This window comes from Streptococcus sp. 20925_1_24, from assembly GCF_041432335.1.
In the GTDB taxonomy this organism is placed as follows: Bacteria; Bacillota; Bacilli; order Lactobacillales; family Streptococcaceae; genus Streptococcus; species Streptococcus mitis_BM.
The window spans coordinates 18,333-35,636 of record NZ_JAPVZM010000020.1 but is presented as its reverse complement, the minus strand read 5'-3'; the positions used below and the strand labels follow the sequence as shown (position 1 = coordinate 35,636).

The window sequence follows — 17,304 nt, the reverse complement described above, 5'->3', positions numbered from 1 at the left end:
GGCTCGTAATGAACTCAGGCCCTTTCTTTTTATGGATGACTAACAATCAACTCTAGACCTTGACCTTCCAAAGTCCATGCTTCAACATCGCTTGGTAGGATAAAGTGACTACCTTTTTGGATTGGATAGTTCTTTCCATCAACAGTTAGTTGACCTTGGCCAGCTAAGACACTAAACAAGCTATAATCAGCTGTCTTCTCAAAATCAACTTTTCCAGTAATTTCCCACTTGTAAACTGCAAAGAAATCATTGGATACAAGGAGAGTGGAACGCAAATCATCAGCTTTGACAGTTACGGGTCGGCTGTTAGCAGGCTCACCAATATTCAAAACATCAATTGATTTTTCAAGGTGAAGTTCACGCAAGTTGCCATTATCATCCTTGCGGTCAAAGTCATAGACACGGTAGGTTGTATCACTAGACTGTTGTGTTTCAAGAATTAAGATGCCTGCCCCGATAGCGTGCATGGTTCCGCTTGGTACATAGAAGAAATCTCCAGCCTTAACAGGGACTTTGGTAAGTAAGGCATCCCAGTTCTTGTCCTCTATTTGCTGACGGAGTTCTTCTTTTGACTCGGCATTATGACCGTAGATAATCTCTGAATCTTCATCCGCAGAGATGATGTACCAGCATTCTGTTTTACCTAGCTCACCTTCATGTTCTAGCCCATATGCATCGTCTGGATGAACTTGAACACTGAGCCAGTCGTTGGCATCGAGGATTTTGGTCAAAAGTGGAAATACAGGTTCTGGACGATTGCCAAACAATTCACGATGTTCCGCATACAAAGTAGCAAGGTCTGTTCCCTCAAAACAACCATTGGCAACTTTAGAGACACCATTTGGATGGGCTGAGATGGCCCAATATTCTCCAATTTTTTCACTTGGAATGTCGTAGCCAAACTCATCACGTAGCCTGGTACCACCCCAGATTTTTTCTTGCATAACTGATTGTAAAAATAATGGTTCTGACATGTCAATCTCCTATCTGATTTTTCTCCCTCATTATAGCAAAAAGCTCCATCTAATTGAACTCTTTTTCATATCTTATAAAGTAGGGAGAAGATTTTATAAAAATAGTGAACAAATGTGCTCTACTCAATGCTTGCACCATTGCTGGCAATGACATCCTTGTACCAATAGAAGGATTTCTTCTTGCTACGTTTGAGGCTTCCATGACCAGCATTATCTCGATCTACATAGATAAAGCCATAGCGCTTGTTCATTTCGCCTGTTCCAGCTGAAACCAGATCGATACAGCCCCAAGTCGTATAACCAAGCAAGTCAACGCCATCTTGGTAAATGGCATCTCGCATGGCCTTGATATGAGCCTCTAAGTAAGCAATCCGATAGTCATCTGCTACATGACCATTCTCATCCGGTGTATCCATAGCACCTAGACCGTTTTCCACGATGAACATTGGCTTTTGGTAACGATCCCAGATAGCATTGAGGGTGATACGAAGACCAAGTGGGTCAATCTGCCATCCCCATTCTGAGGATTCAAGATAAGGATTTTTGAGAGAGGCAAAGATATTTCCAGCAGTTAATTCTTTAACTTCTGGATCACCTGAGGCTACTAGACTTGCATAGTAAGAGAAGGAAACAAAGTCAACAGTATTGTCCTTCAACAACTCTAAATCTTCTGCAGTCATTTGAATCTCGATTCGCTCACGCTCCCACTGCTTCTTGGCGTAGTTTGGGTATTCCCCACGCGCTTGAACATCAATGAAGAAGTAACTCTTGCGGTCTTCCTCCATGGCTGCCCAGTAGTCTCTTGGATGGGCTGTGTTAGGATAGTATTGCCCTGCAGCCAACATACATCCCACCTTATTTTCTGGGTCAATTTCGTGGGCAATCTTTGTCGCAAGAGCTGAAGCTACCAACTCATAGTGTGCAGCCTGATATTTAACCAGTTCTTGATTTTCTCCTTCTTCAAAACAGAGCCCAGCTCCCATAAAGGGGGCATGGAGAATCATGTTGATTTCGTTGAAGGTAAGCCAATATTTGACCAAACCCTTATAGCGGGTAAAGAGTGTGCGACAAAGTTTTTCATAGAAGTCTAACATCCGACGATTGCGCCAACCACCGTACTCTGTAATCAAGTGCATAGGACAGTCGAAATGAGTGATAGTCACCAGAGGTTGGATACCATACTTGTGGCACTCCTTAAATAAATCCTCATAAAAGGCTAGACCAGCTTCATTTGGCACTGTTTCGTCGCCCTTAGGAAAAATCCGAGTCCAAGCAATGGATAGACGATAAGTCTTAAAGCCCATTTCCGCAAAAAGGGCAATATCTTCCTTGTAATGATGGTACATATCAATAGCTTGCTTGGCTGGGTAAAAATAGCCCTCCTCAAACGAAAACATCTTTTTCTGACCTGTGATAATGGCTTCACGATCTGGACCGATGGGGACGACATCCACATTCGCCAATCCACGACCTTCTAAATTATAAGCACCCTCACACTGGTTGGCAGCTGTCGCTCCGCCCCACAAGAAACCATCCGGAAAAGTCAGTTTTTCGGTCATAACTCTACTCACTTTCTTATTTGCTTGTTCATTTACTTATATTATAACTTATTCTGTAAACCTTTTCTTATAAAATACTGTGACATACTGATACTATTCTACTATTTAAGTTTATCAGATTGTTTTTTAAAAAATTATCCTCTAGAAAAAGTAAATAGCCTCCCCTGAAACAAAAAAGAAGACTGAAAACTAGTCTCCTCTGTTCCTTTTAAATCAAAGCTGTAATAACCGTCACTAGGCCAAAAATAATACCTGGTGCATTAGCTGCTGCAAGGGGGATATCTCTTTCTTTTTTGAAAAGACCGTAGTAAACCCAGAGACTACAGTTGATGGCAGCAACCAAGGGCTGGATGAAATTTCCTTTTTGACCAGCCAGATTGTTCATGATTTGTGGGAAGTAAGACACATACATCATAACAGACATAAAGGTCGCTACCCAACCTAAAATTTTCATTTGTTTTTCAGACATTTTCAAAACCTCTTTCATTTTTACTGAATCTTATTTTAAAATATTCTTTCAAAACAATCAAGTCTTTAAAACTTTTGTTATAAAGATATAAACTATCACAATCTTGTTATAAGAAAGAGGGAACAGAAAAAAGACCGAATTGCTCCGTTCTGTTTACTCAATCAAATATTAGAAAATGAATACTCCTTTTCAATGAATCGATTGATTGATGGTAAATAAGCCGTTAGAAATTATTGACAGTATCGAAATTTTCTAGTAAAATGAATTTTGTTAATACCTAAATGGTGTGTAGTTTTCTATCAACATAGTCAGGAGAAAAGGAACTTATGCTAAAAAAATTTAATGAATTGTCACTGAAAGATAAGGCTTATCTAATTGGCGGTTTGAGCTTATTAGTCATTGTGATCTCATTTGGTCTACTCAATCGTCAAACAGTAACTGTCAGTCTTGTCTTTACACAACTATCTGCTCCCTTGATTTTGGTGATTTTTACTTGTCTAGTAATCGGGATCATTGCTGGTAGTGCTATTGGTATTAGCTATCACCATAACAAGACTCAAGATCTGAGAAGCCGCATTGCTGAAGCAGAAGCGACTATCAATATAAAAGACAGGGAGCTTGTCCAGTACGAGGAACAGGTGCAACAATTAAAACAGGAAGCCAAACAATAAGTGTAGAAATCATAACCACCCGTGAAAACGGGTGGTTTTTTGTCTCGCACCTAACGGAGCGAGACGGACTGAAAGTCGCATAAATACAAAAAAGATCGAATTGCTCCGATCTTTTTAAGTTTCACTCCAAGAATGTTTAGATAAAAAATTTGATAATAGAATTACCTACTTCATACGATAAAAATCAATCACTAGACCAGCAGGCCCTTTAACTAATAAGGACTCTGTTCCCCAATCGGTTACAGTTGGTCCGTTTAAAACCTGGATACCAAGTTCTTTCAACCGTTGGTAATTCTGGTCTACATCCTCAACCTCGATATGAAGAATGATTCCTGACTGAAAATCTTCCAAAGGAATCAAATGATTTTGGGACAACATCAGACAGTGACTGCCAATCGTAAACTGAGCAAAACTGTCATCAACATAATCGGGCTTTTTATCCAAAATACGCTCCAAGTCAGCACAGACTTGGGGAACATCTGAAACGATAATATCTAATTGATTTAAATTCATTTACTATCCTCCATAAAAAGACCGGATTGCTCCGATCTTTTTAAGTTCCACGAAGGAATTATTTAATTGCGCGTGATTGCAATCCTTCTTCTTCCAAGAAGAGGCGGAATGGTACGAGTTCTTCTGCTTCGTATTTTTCCTTGAAGTCTTTGATTGCTTCTTCTGAGTGAAGTTTTGGATCCAATTCAAGTACTTCTACTGGAAGTGGACGGTGTGGAGTGATGCGAGCATCGATCACAACAGTTTTACCTTCTTTGTTGAGTTTAACAGCTTCTGCAACAACTGCATCGATGTCTTCGATACGGTCAACTGTAAATCCTACAGCACCTTGAGCTTCAGCGATTTTCGCATAGTCAGCATTAGGGAAGTCACAACCAAACAAGTGTTTGTTTGTGTCTTCGTATTTGTCCTTGATGAAGGCATATTTACCATTTGAGAAGACAACGTTGATAACTGGAAGGTCGTATTGAACGTTTGTGATAACGTCTGGGTAGCACATGTTGAATGCACCGTCACCCATGATGTTCCATACTTGGCGATCTGGATTGTCTTTCTTAGCAGCGATACCACCAGGAAGGGCAATACCCATTGTCGCAAAGAGTGGAGATGTACGCCACATGTTCTTAGGTGTCATGTGAAGGTGACGAGTAGATGTTTGAGTAGTGTCACCTACGTCGATTGAGTAGATAGCGTCTTGATCAGCATGTTTGTTGATTGCATTGTAAACTTGATACAATTGCAATTCACCCTCAGTTTTACCTTCGATTTTGTTCATGTAATCACGCCAGTTTTGGTTGTTCTTAACGTTTGCACGCCACCATGGAGTAGATTCAACTGGGTTCACTTTGTCAAGGATAGCTTTAGCTGCTTGACCTGCATCACCAAGGATTGAAGCGTCTAGGGCATGACGTTTACCAAGTTTGTAAGGGTCGATATCCACTTGGATGAATTTTTCAGTATTCTTGAATGCTTCATAAACTTCAGCAAATGGGAAGTTTGAACCAAGGAAAAGAACTGTGTCTGCTTCAAAGACCACTTCGTTGGCTGGCTTCCAACCAACACGGTAAGCAGAACCTGTCAAACCTTCATAGTTCCATTCAAAGGCTTCAAAGTTTTTACCAGTTGTGATGATTGGTGCTTTGATTTTACGTGACAATTCAGTAATCACTTCACCAGCTTTAACACCACCGTAACCAGCATAGATAACTGGACGTTCAGCATTGTTCAAGATTTCAACAGCTTTGTCGATTTCAACTTCGTTCAAAGCAGGAGCGATGAATGAACGTTCGTATGAACCTGAACCGTAGTATGAATTTTCGTCGATTTCTTGGAAACCGAAGTTTACTGGGATTTCAACAACAGCTGGACCTTTTTTAGAAACTGCAGCACGGCAAGCTTCGTCGATTACTTTTGGCAATTGCTCAGCGTAAGCTACACGTTTGTTGTATACAGCGATACCGTTGTACATTGGGTTTTGGTTCAATTCTTGGAAAGCATCCATGTTGAGTTCGTTAACTGGACGTGATCCAAGGATTGCTAGGAATGGAGTGTTATCCATAGCTGCATCGTAAACACCGTTAATCAAGTGAGTCGCACCTGGACCACCTGAACCAACTGCAACCCCGATTGAGCCGCCGAATTTAGCTTGCATAACCGCTGCAAGAGCACCTGTTTCTTCGTGACGAACTTGCAAGAAGCGGATATCTTTGTCTTCAGCCAAAGCATCCATCAATGAGCTGAGTGTTCCTGATGGGATACCGTAGATTGTGTCTACGCCCCATGTTTTCAATACATTAAGCATTGCTGCAGATGCAGTAATTTTCCCTTGAGTCATAATGATAACTCTCCTTCAAATATTTTTAAATCTACTAAAAAAGGTTTCATATAGTTTTTGAAAACGTTTCAGTAAATTTTTACAATACTAATTTATCACATTTATTTTGACTTTACTAAGAATCTGCTCAGAAGTTTTTATTCTCTATTACAGTACAGTTTGAAAACATTTTTAGTTTCTGTTTTATAATACTCAATGAAAATCAAAGAGCAAACTAGGAAGCTAGTCGCAGGTTGCTCAAAGCACAGCTTTGAGGTTGCAGATAAAGCTGACGTGGTTTGAAGAGATTTTCGAAGAGTATAAAAAGCGAGCAAGCCCGCTTTTAATCTATTTTACTAAAGTTTAGTAAGAGTGAACTAGTCAGAACGGATACAGAACTAAAGGCCATAGCTAGACCTGCCAGTTCTGGATTGAGGGCCAGTCCAACACCTGAAAAGACTCCTGCTGCAATCGGAATTCCGGCGACATTGTAGATAAAGGCCCAGAAAAGATTGAGCAGAATTCGATTAAAGGTTTTCTTACTCATGTCAAAGGCACGCACCACACCTAAGAGATTATTGGTTGTCAACACCAAATCTGCTGACTCGATAGCGATATCTGTTCCAGCTCCCATAGCAATCCCCACATCTGCTACACTAAGGGCAGGAGCGTCATTGATACCATCACCTACAAAGGCTACTTTGCCAGCCGCTTGTAGTTTATGGATTTCATGGGCTTTTTCTTCTGGTAAGACACCTGCAATGACCTCTTCGATTCCGATCTGATCGGCAATAGCACGCGCCACACCTGCATTGTCTCCTGTCAGCATGACTGTTTTAAGACCTCGTTTTTTCAACTGACTGATGGCAAGCTTAGCATTTTCCTTAGGAATATCTTGCAGAGCAAGCAAGCCTTTGATTTCATTGTCCACAGCTAAGAACACAACTGTCTTAGCTTCTTTTTCCAGTTCTTCTAGTTTTTCCTGATAAGTGCTTGAAATGTTCATCCCATCCAGCATTTTAGCATTTCCAAGCAAAACTTGTTTTCCATTGATTTGCCCTGAAACACCTTTTCCGTGCAAGGCTTGGAAATTTTCAACAGTTTGAAGCTCAAGTCCAGTTTCAGTCGCTCGTTTCACAACGGCTTCAGCCAGTGGGTGTTGAGAAGCTTCTTCCAAGGAGGCTGCCAATCCAAGCACTTCTACTTCGTCGCCTATGATATCTGTGACCACAGGTTTCCCTTCCGTCAAAGTTCCTGTCTTATCAAAAACAATAGTTTGGACTTTCTGGATTTCCTGTAGAACCGTTCCATTTTTGAGGAGAACTCCCATCTTGGCACTGCGACCTGTCCCCACCATAAGGGCTGTAGGTGTTGCAAGTCCCAAGGCACAAGGGCAGGCGATAATCAAAACTGCCACTCCGTAGAGAAGAGAAGACACAAAGCTCGCTCCAAGCACGACTACACTATCCCTGAGCAAGACGAACCAAACCCAAAAGGTCACAATCCCTAAAATGACAACTGCTGGGACAAAAATCCCTGAAATTTTATCCGTCAAGTCCTGAATCGGCGCACGACTGGTCTGAGCTTTCTTCACAAAATCGACAATCTGAGCCAAAACAGTCTCTGAACCAACTTTTTCTGCTCTAAAAACAAGTGTTCCACTATTATTGATGGTTGAACCAATGACGGTATCTCCAACTGTCTTGTCCACAGGCAGACTCTCACCTGTCACCATAGACTCATCAATACTAGAGATACCTTCTACTACGACACCATCAACAGCAATCTTTTCACCGGGACGCACTCGAATCAGGTCACCTACCTTGACTTGGTCCAAGGGGACTTGAACATAGTTATCCTCACGCAAGACTTCTGCAGTTTTAGCCTGCAAGTCAAGTAATTTCTCCACAGCTTGGGAAGTATTTTTCCGCATTTTCTCCTCAAAAACGGCTCCCATAAGAACGAAGAAGAAGATAAATGCAGCACTTTCAAAGTAAACGGGGAGACCTGCAAAGAGGGCAACTAGGCTATAGCCATAGGCCACTAGGGTTCCCAGAGCAACCAAGGTATCCATGTTGGCATTGTGCTTTTTAAAACTAGCCCAAGCACTTTGGATATAAGGACCACCTGCTACTAGCATAATCGGTGTTGTGGCTAAAAAGGTGCCCCAACGCATGACTTGGTGACTAATTCCTCCTGTCGACATCCCAATCATGAGGATCACAAGAGGCACAGTAAAGATACTAGTAATCCAAAAACGCTGTAAAAGTGATAGAGATTTTCGAGTCTTCTCAACGACTGTATAGCTTCCCTTTTGCATCTTCATGCCACAAGAAAATTCATGTTGGCCTAATTCTTGAGGTGTAAAACGAATGACTTTCTCCTCGTCTACGCCGATTGGTTCCAAGATGCCTTCTTCTTCAAACAGAATTTCCTTATAACAGTTTGAAGGTGTCACACGGTGAAAGGTGATCTCAGCAGGAACTCCTTTTTGCAGTTGAATGTGGGCTGGATGGTAGCCTTTGTCTGCCGTGATACGGATTTTTTGAACACCATTTTCAAGACTTGCTTTTACAATTTCAGTCATATCATTCTCCTATTCTACAATCATCTTGCCGTGCATCATATTCATGCCACAAGAGAAACCATACTCTCCAGCCTGCTCAGGCGTGATTTCCACTACATACTCTTCACCCATTGGCAGGTCCGCATGTACACCAAAATCTGGAAAAACAATTTGGTCCAGACAGGGTGAAGGATCCTTACGGTCAAAGACAATGCGGGCTGGCACTGATTTCTTGAGGATAATCAACTCAGGCGTATAGCCCCCCATGACTTCCACTCGAATCTCTTGGTAGCCGTTTTTTTGCTGGGCCTTTTGTCCAGATTTTTCAGGCTTTTTGAAAAACCAAAACAAGATAAAGGCGATAAGGGCAATACAAACAATGGTTACAATACTATTTAACATGACGTCTCCTTTACATACAATTACATTTTACTTTTGTTACAGCGCTTGATTTCTTCTCAGAAACCACAGCTTCCAAGTCTTCCAAGTCAGCCTGAGTAAAATCACATTCGGCAATCAAGTCAGCCAACAAGTTCTTAATCCTACGAGAACAAACCTTGTCCTTGATATCTTGGACAAGTAAATCCTGACTTTGGTCCAAAGTTAAAAGGGCTGAATAGACAAAGAACTTGCCTTCCTTTTTCCGAGTCAAACACTCTTTCTCAACCAAACGAGCCAAAAGAGTTTGAATGGTTGACTTGGACCAGTCGAACCGCTCCGCCAGAACCCTGATCAAATCCGTACTAGTCTGTTCCCCTTGCATCCAAATAATCTTCATGACCTGCCATTCTGCATCTGAAATCTGCATAATCACACCTCCAAAATCTACATTTGTCAATTACAATTATCAGTATACCCTTAAAATCTACATTTGTCAACTATAAAATTAATTTTTTCTTTGAAAAATAGAATTTTAACCCTATGATAAAGGATTTTCAATCAAATCTTACTATATAAACTATAAAAATATGCTATACTAAAGAAAAAAGAAAACAACCACTAGGGGTGCGTAAAGCTGAGATTAACAACTGTTAGACCCTTTGACTCAATCTAGGTAATGCTAGCTGATGGAAGTGGAAATGATAATGGGGACTAGCAGTCTTCTATTGCCTTCCTGAAACAGATTAGCTTGTTCTTAAGAATACAAACTTCAGTTGGTTGGGAGGTTTTAGATGACTTATTTACCCGTTGCTTTGACCATTGCAGGAACTGACCCTAGTGGTGGTGCTGGCATTATGGCTGATTTAAAGTCGTTCCAAGCGAGAGATGTCTATGGAATGGCTGTTGTGACCAGTCTTGTCGCTCAAAATACCAGAGGTGTTCAATTAATCGAGCACGTTTCTCCTCAAATGTTAAAAGCCCAATTGGAGAGTGTCTTTTCGGATATTCCACCTCAGGCTGTAAAAACTGGAATGTTGGCAACTACTGAAATCATGGAAATCATCCAGCCCTATCTTAAAAAGCTGGATTGTCCCTATGTCCTTGACCCTGTTATGGTCGCAACAAGCGGTGATACCCTGATAGATACTAGTGCCAGAACCTACCTAAAAACAAACCTGCTTCCCCTTGCAACTATTATCACTCCGAATCTTCCTGAGGCAGAAGAGATTGTTGGTTTTTCAATCCATGACCCCGAAGACATGCAACGTGCCGGTCGCCTGATTTTAAAAGAATTTGGTCCTCAGTCTGTGGTCATCAAAGGTGGTCATCTCGAAGGCGGTGCCAAGGATTTCCTCTTTACCAAGGATGACCAATTTGTCTGGGAAAGTCCACGAATTCAAACCTGTCATACACATGGTACTGGATGTACCTTTGCTGCAGTGATTACTGCTGAACTTGCCAAGGGTAAAACCCTTTATCAAGCAGTCGATAAAGCCAAGGCCTTTATTACGAAAGCCATCCAAGATGCCCCTCAACTCGGTCATGGTTCTGGTCCAGTCAACCATACAAGCTTTAAAGATTAAAAAAACTCTCTAGTTCCCACTTTAAGGGAATTAGAGAGTTTTTATACTTTTCGAAAATCTCTTCAAACGACGTCAGCTTTATCTGCAACCTCAAAGCTGTGCTTTGAACAACCTGAGACTAGCTTCCTAATTTGCTCTTTGATTTTCATTGAGTATTAATTAGAAAATAATGTCATCCAACTTTGTTAAAAAGGCTTGCGTTTTTGCCTCTATATCTTCTGCCTGCATCAGATCACGTACTACAGCTACTCCAGCTATGCCCGTGCCGATAAGTTGGTCAATGTTCTCCGAAGTCAAGCCGCCAATGGCAACTACTGGAATAGCGACCCTTTGGCAAATTGTTTTCAAGGTTGAAATCAGGGTGATGGGTGCATTTTCCTTGGTGGTGGTTGGGAAAATGGCTCCTGTCCCCAAGTAATCTGCTCCCCCTTCTTCTGCCTCAAGAGCTCTTGTTACAGTTTTAGCTGTGACACCAAGTATTTTTTCAGGGCCCAAGACTTGTCGGGCAACCGAAACTGGTAGTTCATCGTCTCCGATATGCAGACCAGCAGCATCAACCGCCAGACAGACATCCAAGCGATCATCGATTATCAAGGGTACCTGATAGGCATCTGTTATTTCCTTGACTTGTTTCGCCAGTTGATAATATTGATTGGTTGTGAGATTTTTTTCTCGTAATTGGACTATGGTAACCCCTGAACGGCAAGCCGTCTCAACCTTTTCAAGAAAGCTTTCCACGGAATCTTGGTAGCGATTGGTTACAAGATACAGTCTAAGCGCCTCTCTGTTCATAAACATCTCCTTTGATGGCATCTAACCAGTTTTCATCTCTTTTTAGGAGTGAAAGCTGATTGAGAACTTCGTATCGAAAATCTTCCAATCCCATTCCTTGAACAACTATTCTCTCAGCGGAGATATTAAGATAAGAGACCGCTAGACACGAAGCTTCAAAGGCAGTCTTTCCTTGGCTGAGAAAAACAGCTGTTAAAGCTCCAACCAAATCTCCTGTCCCTGTTATCCAGTCTAATTCTGCACAGCCATTTCCCAGTACAGCGACCTGATTCTTCGAAACGATGAGGTCCTTGGGGCCTGTGACTAAGAATGACATACCTGGATAGGTCTGACACCAGTCTTTCAAGACTTGAAGCAAATCCTCAGTTTCTTGATCTTTAGCACTGGCATCGACCCCAACTCCGTGATGTTTTAAGCCAACAAGACTTCGAATTTCTGACATGTTTCCTTTAAGGACCGTAGGTCTATAGTCTAAAAGGTCTCTGACTAAGCTCTTACGAATGGATGAAGCTGTTACGCCAACAGCATCTACTACCATTGGGAGACAAATTTTATCTGCATAAGAAGCTGCCATACGGATTGCTTTTTCCTTCTCAGCTGACAAATGCCCCAAATTGATGAAGAGCGCCTGGCTTTGCTTAGTAAAATCAAGAACCTCACGGGGATCATCTGCCATAACTGGTTTACATCCCAGAGCCAAAATCCCATTTGCTAGCATCTCACAAGAAATCTCATTGGTAATACAGTGAATGAGGGAAGTCGTTTCCAGAGGAAAAGGATTTGTAAATGCCTGCATCAGTCTATCCTTTCACCAAAGAAATATCCCTGAACTTTTTTAAAGAATTCCTGCTTGATTAAAAATCGAAAGGCAATAAAGGAAATCGCTGTACCAATCAAGGTTGCTCCGAAAAATCGAGGCGTGTAGATAAACCAGCTAAGCTTAGCAGCTGATCCTGTAAAGAGTACCATAACAGGATAGGAAACAATAGAACCAATAATACCTGTTCCCAAAATTTCTCCCAAAGCAGAAAAGTAAAATTTTCGACCATACTTATAAAAGAGACCTGCTAGAAGGGCTCCAAAAGTCGCTCCTGTGAGAGCTAAAGGCGGAATCCCTTGAGTCGTCATACGGATAAAGGCTGTCACTGTAGCCATAGCCAAAGCATAAACAGGTCCCATCATGATTCCTGCTAAAATATTGACTACACTGGACATCGGTGCCATTCCCTCAATCCGAAAGATAGGCGTAAGGACTACATCAAGGGCAATCATCATAGATAAAATGGTTAATTTGTGAACTTGTAATTGGTGCTTTCTCATGTTTCTATTCTTCTCCTGTTTCTAAAGACTGTAAATCACTCTTCCATGTCTGGTGTTGGTAGGCCATTTCCCAAAACTTAGCTTCCATATGAACACTGATGTGGAAGGCATCTAGCATTTTTTTCCTGTCTGTCTCGTCACTTTCTCGATAGAGTTGATTGACCAGCGCTCCCTCCTCTCTGATCTGCTGCTCCAACTCATCCGTAATATAAGTTTCAATCCATTGTTGGTAGAGAGGATTTGGTGATGGTTTAAGATTAAGTGATTTACCTATATCATGGTATAACCAAGGACAAGGCAGCAAGCTCGCAAAAGCAATGGCTAGATTTGCTTCTTCAAATTGACGATAAATGTGAGAGATATAATGATAGCAAGTTGGCGCGATTGGATACTCATCCATTTCCTGATCGCTGATTTCCAACTCCTTGAAAAATTGTTGGCGGATAAACAACTCACCTTCCACTAGACTCTGAGCATTTTGTTTCAAGAGTCTTCTCATTTCCTCATTCAAAGTCTTATCAGCCAAGAGGTGATAGGCTTCTGAGAAGGCCTTCAGATAGTAGGCATCCTGAATCAAGTAATAGCGGAAAATTGCAGGGTCTAAATTTCCCTCTTGCAACTGTAAAATAAAGGGATGATGAAAGGAAGCCTGCCAAGCTTCCTTGGATAATTCCATCGCAATATCTGTAAATTCCATAATAACTCCTTTATAAAAATAGACTGGTTTGAAGCAATAAAAAGAAAAGCAGGTAGATTAATTTTGTTTTTTTAGCAATATAAAAAGTCCGATAGCGATTCTCCACCTGTGCATGTTCGTCATATCCATGCGCCGATAGAGCTCTCAGGTAAAGATGGCGCCATCTAAAGACTGTCATCAGAACCTTGCTGTAAATCAAGGGAGACCAAAAATGCAGTTCTTGACCGCGTAATAAGCAGGCTTCCTTGAGAGACTTAATTTCTTGCTGAATGAGAGGAAAGGAATTAAATACCACAATCAAGGCATAAGCCCAAGACCGTGATAACCCCTTTTGAGCCAAGTACAAGAGAAGCTCTTTTAAGGAAATAGAGGAAACAAAGACAAGGCCTATACAAACTGTAACGAAAGCCCTCGTTCCGAGCATAACTGCCTGCGAAGCATCTCCATGTAACTGAACTGCCCAGTAGTTGGCAAAGGATGGCAAAATGGCAAGCAGAATCATCCAAGCCAATACTTTAAATCGAAGGTAACAGAGCATAAAGAGAATACAAAATGCTACTACCGAAAGATTAAGAGCAATCGAAGGAATGAAAGATGTTTCCAAGGATAAAATCAGCAAGAAGAGACTGATAATCGGTGTCTGGGTTGCTACTTTGACCATACTACTTCACCTCCCCTTGGGTATTGCTACTCTGAGATGTGATTGGTTTAGTAATTGTCACTTCTTTCACATGACTGAGCCCCTGACTAGTCATCTCAATCCAATAATCAACCACAGAGATCAAAGGATCTAAACGATGGCTAATGATCAGAAAACTTCTTCCTTGATTTCTGTCCTCCACAATCCACTGACAAAAATAATGGCAAGCTCTATCATCCAAACCTGCAAAAGGTTCATCTAGTAAAATCACAGAAGCCTTGCTGGTCAAGATGGTCAAGAGCTGAAGAATCTTTTGCTGACCACCACTTAATTGATAGGGACTCTTATCAAGCGCCTGCTCCAGATCAAAATACCGTAAAGCTTGGAGAATACGCTGATTTCTTTCAGAATCAGGTCCGTCTAATTGAAGTTCCTCTCGCAGACTAACTCTGATAAACTGTTTCTCAGCTTCCTGAACAACACCCGTCAGGTCATGATACAAACTCTTTTTCTTTTTTAGAACCGAACCCTTCCAAGTAATGCGCCCCTTATACTTTTGAAATTGAAGAATGGAGCGAAAGAGGGTTGATTTCCCGACACCATTGTCACCCAAGATACAGGAAATTCCTTGATAGAATGTAAAATCCGCAATTGAAAAGAGGGGACGCTTATCCAGCTCACAAGTCACACGCTCCATATGGAATAGTTCTGGGCTAGAAGCAACTTCCTTTGAAGCAACCTGTGTCATCTCAGAGGTAGGGATTTGAAACACTTCCCTTAGTTGGCCATCTCTTAGCTCCACCATATGGTCGATATAGGCTTCATAGTCCGTTAAATCATGGTCACACAAAATAACTGTCTTCCCATTAGAAGCCAACTCTTTTAGAATCTCCAATATCTCTATCCTACTCTTGCGATCAATGGAAGCAAAAGGTTCATCCAAGAGATAGACCCTAGGATTCATAGCAAAGAGAACAGCCAAAGCAGCCTTTTGCTTTTCCCCACCTGATAAGTGATGGATGGGACGGTGCAAGATGTCCTTGCAGCGACATTGCTGGACCACCTCTGCTATTTTAGAATCAATTTCCTGAACGGGATGGCCGATATTTTCCAAGGTAAAAACCAGCTCCTCAAACAAGTTCTCCATGGTAAATTGATGATTGGGATTTTGAAAGAGAATACCAACCGTCTGGACACGTTCGATGATAGAAAACTGACTGACCTCGCTCCCATTTATCAGGACTTGACCGCTATAGGGAAGAGAACTGACTTGGGCAATCAATTGAAAGAGACTCGATTTCCCTGAACCACTGCTCCCAACTAACAAGGTAAAGGCTTGCCCATGAAAAGTAAAATCAATCGGTTCCGAAAAAATTGGGGACTGAATCTCCCGTAATTCCAGACCCATCTATGCCTTCCCTCCAGTTGTAAACTGATGATAAAGTTTGACAATGGCACGAACCAAGATAGTACAGAAGAAAAAGACGGAAATAAAACGTACTACAAGTAAGGAAAGAACAAAAGGAAGTGAAAAGGCGTAGTAACCTAACTTAATGTATTCATAGACAAAGCTAACAAGCGTAATCCCAATACTATTGGCAGTTAGAGAGAGCCAACTTTCATAGCGATTCTTGGTTACGATAAAACCAAGTTCACTTCCCAAACCTTGAACCAAGCCAGACAAAAGGGCACCTAGACCGAATTGGCTACCATAAAGAACTTCAGCAAGCGCAGCTAGCACTTCTCCAATCGTTGCACTTCCGACTCTTGGAACAAAGATGGCCGCAATGGGCGCAGCCATACACCAGAGACCAAAGAGGATTTCATTGGCAAAGGCCTGCAAACCAAGAGGGGCTAAAATCAGAGTGAGGATATCAAACAGATAACCTGAACCCACAAAAACGCCACCAAAAAAGATAGACAAGAAAGCAAGTAAAATAACATCTTTTAACTGCCATTTTTTCAACATAAAAACTCCTTTTTTAAAGAAAAGTGGGGCATTCAATGTGAGCTACCTAAATGCTTTGTATCATCTTCATCCAGTTTCGTAAAAGAAAAAACTCTAATTACAGATAGGAATTAGAGTTCAGCTTACAAGATTAGATGGTTAGTTTCTATAAATACAAAACCATTTCACATTTCCCTTCGCCAGTCTTAACTGTATCAGGTTCAATGGGTATCATCTCAGCCTAAAGCACCCCAAATGTCTTTATTATTTAATTACTGTGCTAGTATAACAGAAATTGAAAGCCCTAGCAAGATATTTGGCTGGAAAATATATTTATATATTTTGTTTGTTAATTCTTTTAATCTATATAAAAAGATTAAATTCATCCTATAATTCATAACCAATATCAAAAAAGGCTAATTCTAGAGAAACTGCTTGGTTCCAGCGTTGCTGAAGTTCTGTCAAATCTTCTAGACCTTTCCCAACACGATTGAGTTCGTCAACCAGAAATTGAACCCACTCTGCAAAGAAAGGACCTCTGTGGAGATTGATCCATTCCGAATGAATATAGGTTTCAGGTAAAGCCAAATCTTTAGAACCCCAGTCTAAATAGAGACCTTCTGCAATGACCAGCATGACCAAAAGATAAGCGTAGTCTGATGATGAAACAGCAGAATACATAAGCTCCTGAAAGGCTTTTGTTACAGGATGCAAGGTCACTTCCAGATAGTCATTCTCAGATACTTTTAACTCTTTGAAAGCCTTTTGGAAATAACCGTCTTCATCTGCTTCAAGAAAGCCTAGTTGCTTGGCAAAACGAAGCTTGGATTCAAGCTGGTCTGCGTGGGCTACGCAAGCACCCAGCATGGATAAGAAGGCATCAAAGAAGTGGTAATCTTGAATTAGGTAGTCTTTTAAGACCTTATTCTCAATTGTCCCCGCAAAAAGTTCCTTAACAAAACGATGATTGATTGCAACCTGCCAATCCTTCTGACTGCTTTTTAATAATTCTCCAACAGTCAAACCTGGCTCAAATGCATAGTCTTGTGTTTCCATATTTACTTTTCCTCTCTTTACTCGTTCGTAATCAACAAAACATCAAGAAAATCCTAGTTTTACTTGACCTTTTTAAAGAAAATCGAGGGCATTTGCAGAGAGATACCTAAACAAGCCTATCCAGTTTGTATAAACAAAAAAACTCCAATTACAATCAAGAATTAGAGTTTAGCTTACAAGATTAGATTGTTCATTTCGCCATACGAAAAAACGTTTCACATTTCCCTTCGCCAGTATTAACTGTATCAGGTTCAATGGGTATCATCTCAGCCTAAAGCACCCCAAATGTCTTTATTATTTAATTACTGCACCAGTATAGCAA

General features: G+C 41.1%; 18 protein-coding genes and 3 riboswitches. Of the genes, 2 read left to right on the top strand and 16 right to left on the bottom strand.

Annotation, left to right across the window (positions count from 1 at the left end; translation table 11 throughout):
* Nucleotides 1-29 precede the first annotated feature (29 nt).
* The 3 genes from manA to O3650_RS09290 form a co-directional block, all read right to left on the bottom strand.
* Nucleotides 30-974, bottom strand: coding sequence for a mannose-6-phosphate isomerase, class I (gene manA / locus O3650_RS09300; RefSeq protein WP_371491994.1), 945 nt, complete (start codon nucleotides 972-974; stop codon nucleotides 30-32).
* A gap of 119 nt (nucleotides 975-1,093) precedes the next feature.
* On the bottom strand, nucleotides 1,094-2,533 hold the full coding sequence (locus O3650_RS09295; protein ID WP_000136868.1) for a 6-phospho-beta-glucosidase: 1,440 nt from the start codon (nucleotides 2,531-2,533) through the stop codon (nucleotides 1,094-1,096).
* A 208-nt stretch (nucleotides 2,534-2,741) separates the two neighbouring features.
* Nucleotides 2,742-3,002, bottom strand: coding sequence for a SemiSWEET family transporter (locus tag O3650_RS09290; protein WP_001291472.1), 261 nt, complete (start codon nucleotides 3,000-3,002; stop codon nucleotides 2,742-2,744).
* 326 nt (nucleotides 3,003-3,328) lie between these two features.
* Here O3650_RS09290 and O3650_RS09285 point away from each other — a divergent pair, with 326 nt between their 5' ends.
* Nucleotides 3,329-3,673, top strand: coding sequence for a lipopolysaccharide assembly protein LapA domain-containing protein (locus O3650_RS09285; RefSeq protein ID WP_000913393.1), 345 nt, complete (start codon nucleotides 3,329-3,331; stop codon nucleotides 3,671-3,673).
* Nucleotides 3,674-3,838: 165 nt separating this feature from the next.
* On the opposite strand, the gene O3650_RS09280 is transcribed toward O3650_RS09285, so the two are convergent.
* The 5 genes from O3650_RS09280 to O3650_RS09260 all read right to left on the bottom strand — a co-directional run bounded on the left by O3650_RS09280 (nucleotide 3,839) and on the right by O3650_RS09260 (nucleotide 9,373).
* Nucleotides 3,839-4,186: a VOC family protein gene (locus O3650_RS09280; protein ID WP_001052638.1), complete on the bottom strand. Its 348-nt coding sequence runs from the start codon at nucleotides 4,184-4,186 to the stop codon at nucleotides 3,839-3,841.
* 58 nt (nucleotides 4,187-4,244) lie between these two features.
* Nucleotides 4,245-6,020 carry a pyruvate oxidase gene (spxB, locus tag O3650_RS09275; protein WP_000191804.1) on the bottom strand — a complete coding sequence of 592 codons (1,776 nt, stop codon included), beginning with the start codon at nucleotides 6,018-6,020 and terminating at the stop codon, nucleotides 4,245-4,247.
* A gap of 322 nt (nucleotides 6,021-6,342) precedes the next feature.
* Nucleotides 6,343-8,586, bottom strand: a complete 2,244-nt coding sequence (locus O3650_RS09270; RefSeq protein ID WP_371491992.1) for a heavy metal translocating P-type ATPase — start codon at nucleotides 8,584-8,586, stop codon at nucleotides 6,343-6,345.
* Nucleotides 8,587-8,595: 9 nt separating this feature from the next.
* The gene (locus O3650_RS09265) at nucleotides 8,596-8,967 is read right to left on the bottom strand and encodes a cupredoxin domain-containing protein (protein WP_000935077.1); all 372 of its coding nucleotides are present in this window, start codon (nucleotides 8,965-8,967) and stop codon (nucleotides 8,596-8,598) included.
* 10 nt (nucleotides 8,968-8,977) lie between these two features.
* A complete protein-coding gene (locus O3650_RS09260; protein WP_060806248.1) occupies nucleotides 8,978-9,373 on the bottom strand; it encodes a CopY/TcrY family copper transport repressor in 396 nt (131 codons plus the stop codon).
* A gap of 183 nt (nucleotides 9,374-9,556) precedes the next feature.
* A riboswitch (TPP riboswitch) is annotated at nucleotides 9,557-9,654 on the top strand.
* Nucleotides 9,655-9,737: 83 nt separating this feature from the next.
* Between O3650_RS09260 and thiD the strand changes: the two genes are divergently transcribed.
* A complete protein-coding gene (gene thiD / locus O3650_RS09255) occupies nucleotides 9,738-10,529 on the top strand; it encodes a bifunctional hydroxymethylpyrimidine kinase/phosphomethylpyrimidine kinase (protein ID WP_371491990.1) in 792 nt (263 codons plus the stop codon).
* A gap of 159 nt (nucleotides 10,530-10,688) precedes the next feature.
* On the opposite strand, the gene thiE is transcribed toward thiD, so the two are convergent.
* The 8 genes from thiE to O3650_RS09215 all read right to left on the bottom strand — a co-directional run bounded on the left by thiE (nucleotide 10,689) and on the right by O3650_RS09215 (nucleotide 16,982).
* Nucleotides 10,689-11,321, bottom strand: coding sequence for a thiamine phosphate synthase (gene thiE, locus O3650_RS09250; protein ID WP_371491988.1), 633 nt, complete (start codon nucleotides 11,319-11,321; stop codon nucleotides 10,689-10,691).
* On the bottom strand, nucleotides 11,302-12,117 hold the full coding sequence (locus O3650_RS09245) for a hydroxyethylthiazole kinase (RefSeq protein ID WP_101776464.1): 816 nt from the start codon (nucleotides 12,115-12,117) through the stop codon (nucleotides 11,302-11,304). Before O3650_RS09245 ends, thiE begins: the two co-directional genes overlap by 20 nt.
* The gene (thiW, locus tag O3650_RS09240) at nucleotides 12,117-12,641 is read right to left on the bottom strand and encodes an energy coupling factor transporter S component ThiW (protein ID WP_033685230.1); all 525 of its coding nucleotides are present in this window, start codon (nucleotides 12,639-12,641) and stop codon (nucleotides 12,117-12,119) included. The genes O3650_RS09245 and thiW overlap by 1 nt, the downstream gene beginning before the upstream one ends.
* A 4-nt stretch (nucleotides 12,642-12,645) precedes the next feature.
* Nucleotides 12,646-13,338 (bottom strand): thiaminase II, encoded by a 693-nt coding sequence (gene tenA / locus O3650_RS09235; protein ID WP_203175361.1) that lies wholly within the window; start codon nucleotides 13,336-13,338, stop codon nucleotides 12,646-12,648.
* Nucleotides 13,339-13,348: 10 nt separating this feature from the next.
* A complete protein-coding gene (locus O3650_RS09230) occupies nucleotides 13,349-13,999 on the bottom strand; it encodes an energy-coupling factor transporter transmembrane component T (protein ID WP_203175363.1) in 651 nt (216 codons plus the stop codon).
* A gap of 1 nt (nucleotide 14,000) precedes the next feature.
* A complete protein-coding gene (locus O3650_RS09225; protein ID WP_203175365.1) occupies nucleotides 14,001-15,386 on the bottom strand; it encodes an ATP-binding cassette domain-containing protein in 1,386 nt (461 codons plus the stop codon).
* A complete protein-coding gene (locus O3650_RS09220) occupies nucleotides 15,387-15,947 on the bottom strand; it encodes an ECF transporter S component (RefSeq protein ID WP_203175367.1) in 561 nt (186 codons plus the stop codon). It lies immediately after the preceding gene.
* A 154-nt stretch (nucleotides 15,948-16,101) separates the two neighbouring features.
* Nucleotides 16,102-16,190, bottom strand: a riboswitch (TPP riboswitch).
* 123 nt (nucleotides 16,191-16,313) lie between these two features.
* Nucleotides 16,314-16,982: a TenA family protein gene (locus tag O3650_RS09215; RefSeq protein WP_060806255.1), complete on the bottom strand. Its 669-nt coding sequence runs from the start codon at nucleotides 16,980-16,982 to the stop codon at nucleotides 16,314-16,316.
* Between the two features lie 205 nt (nucleotides 16,983-17,187).
* Nucleotides 17,188-17,276: riboswitch (TPP riboswitch) on the bottom strand.
* Nucleotides 17,277-17,304 lie beyond the last annotated feature (28 nt).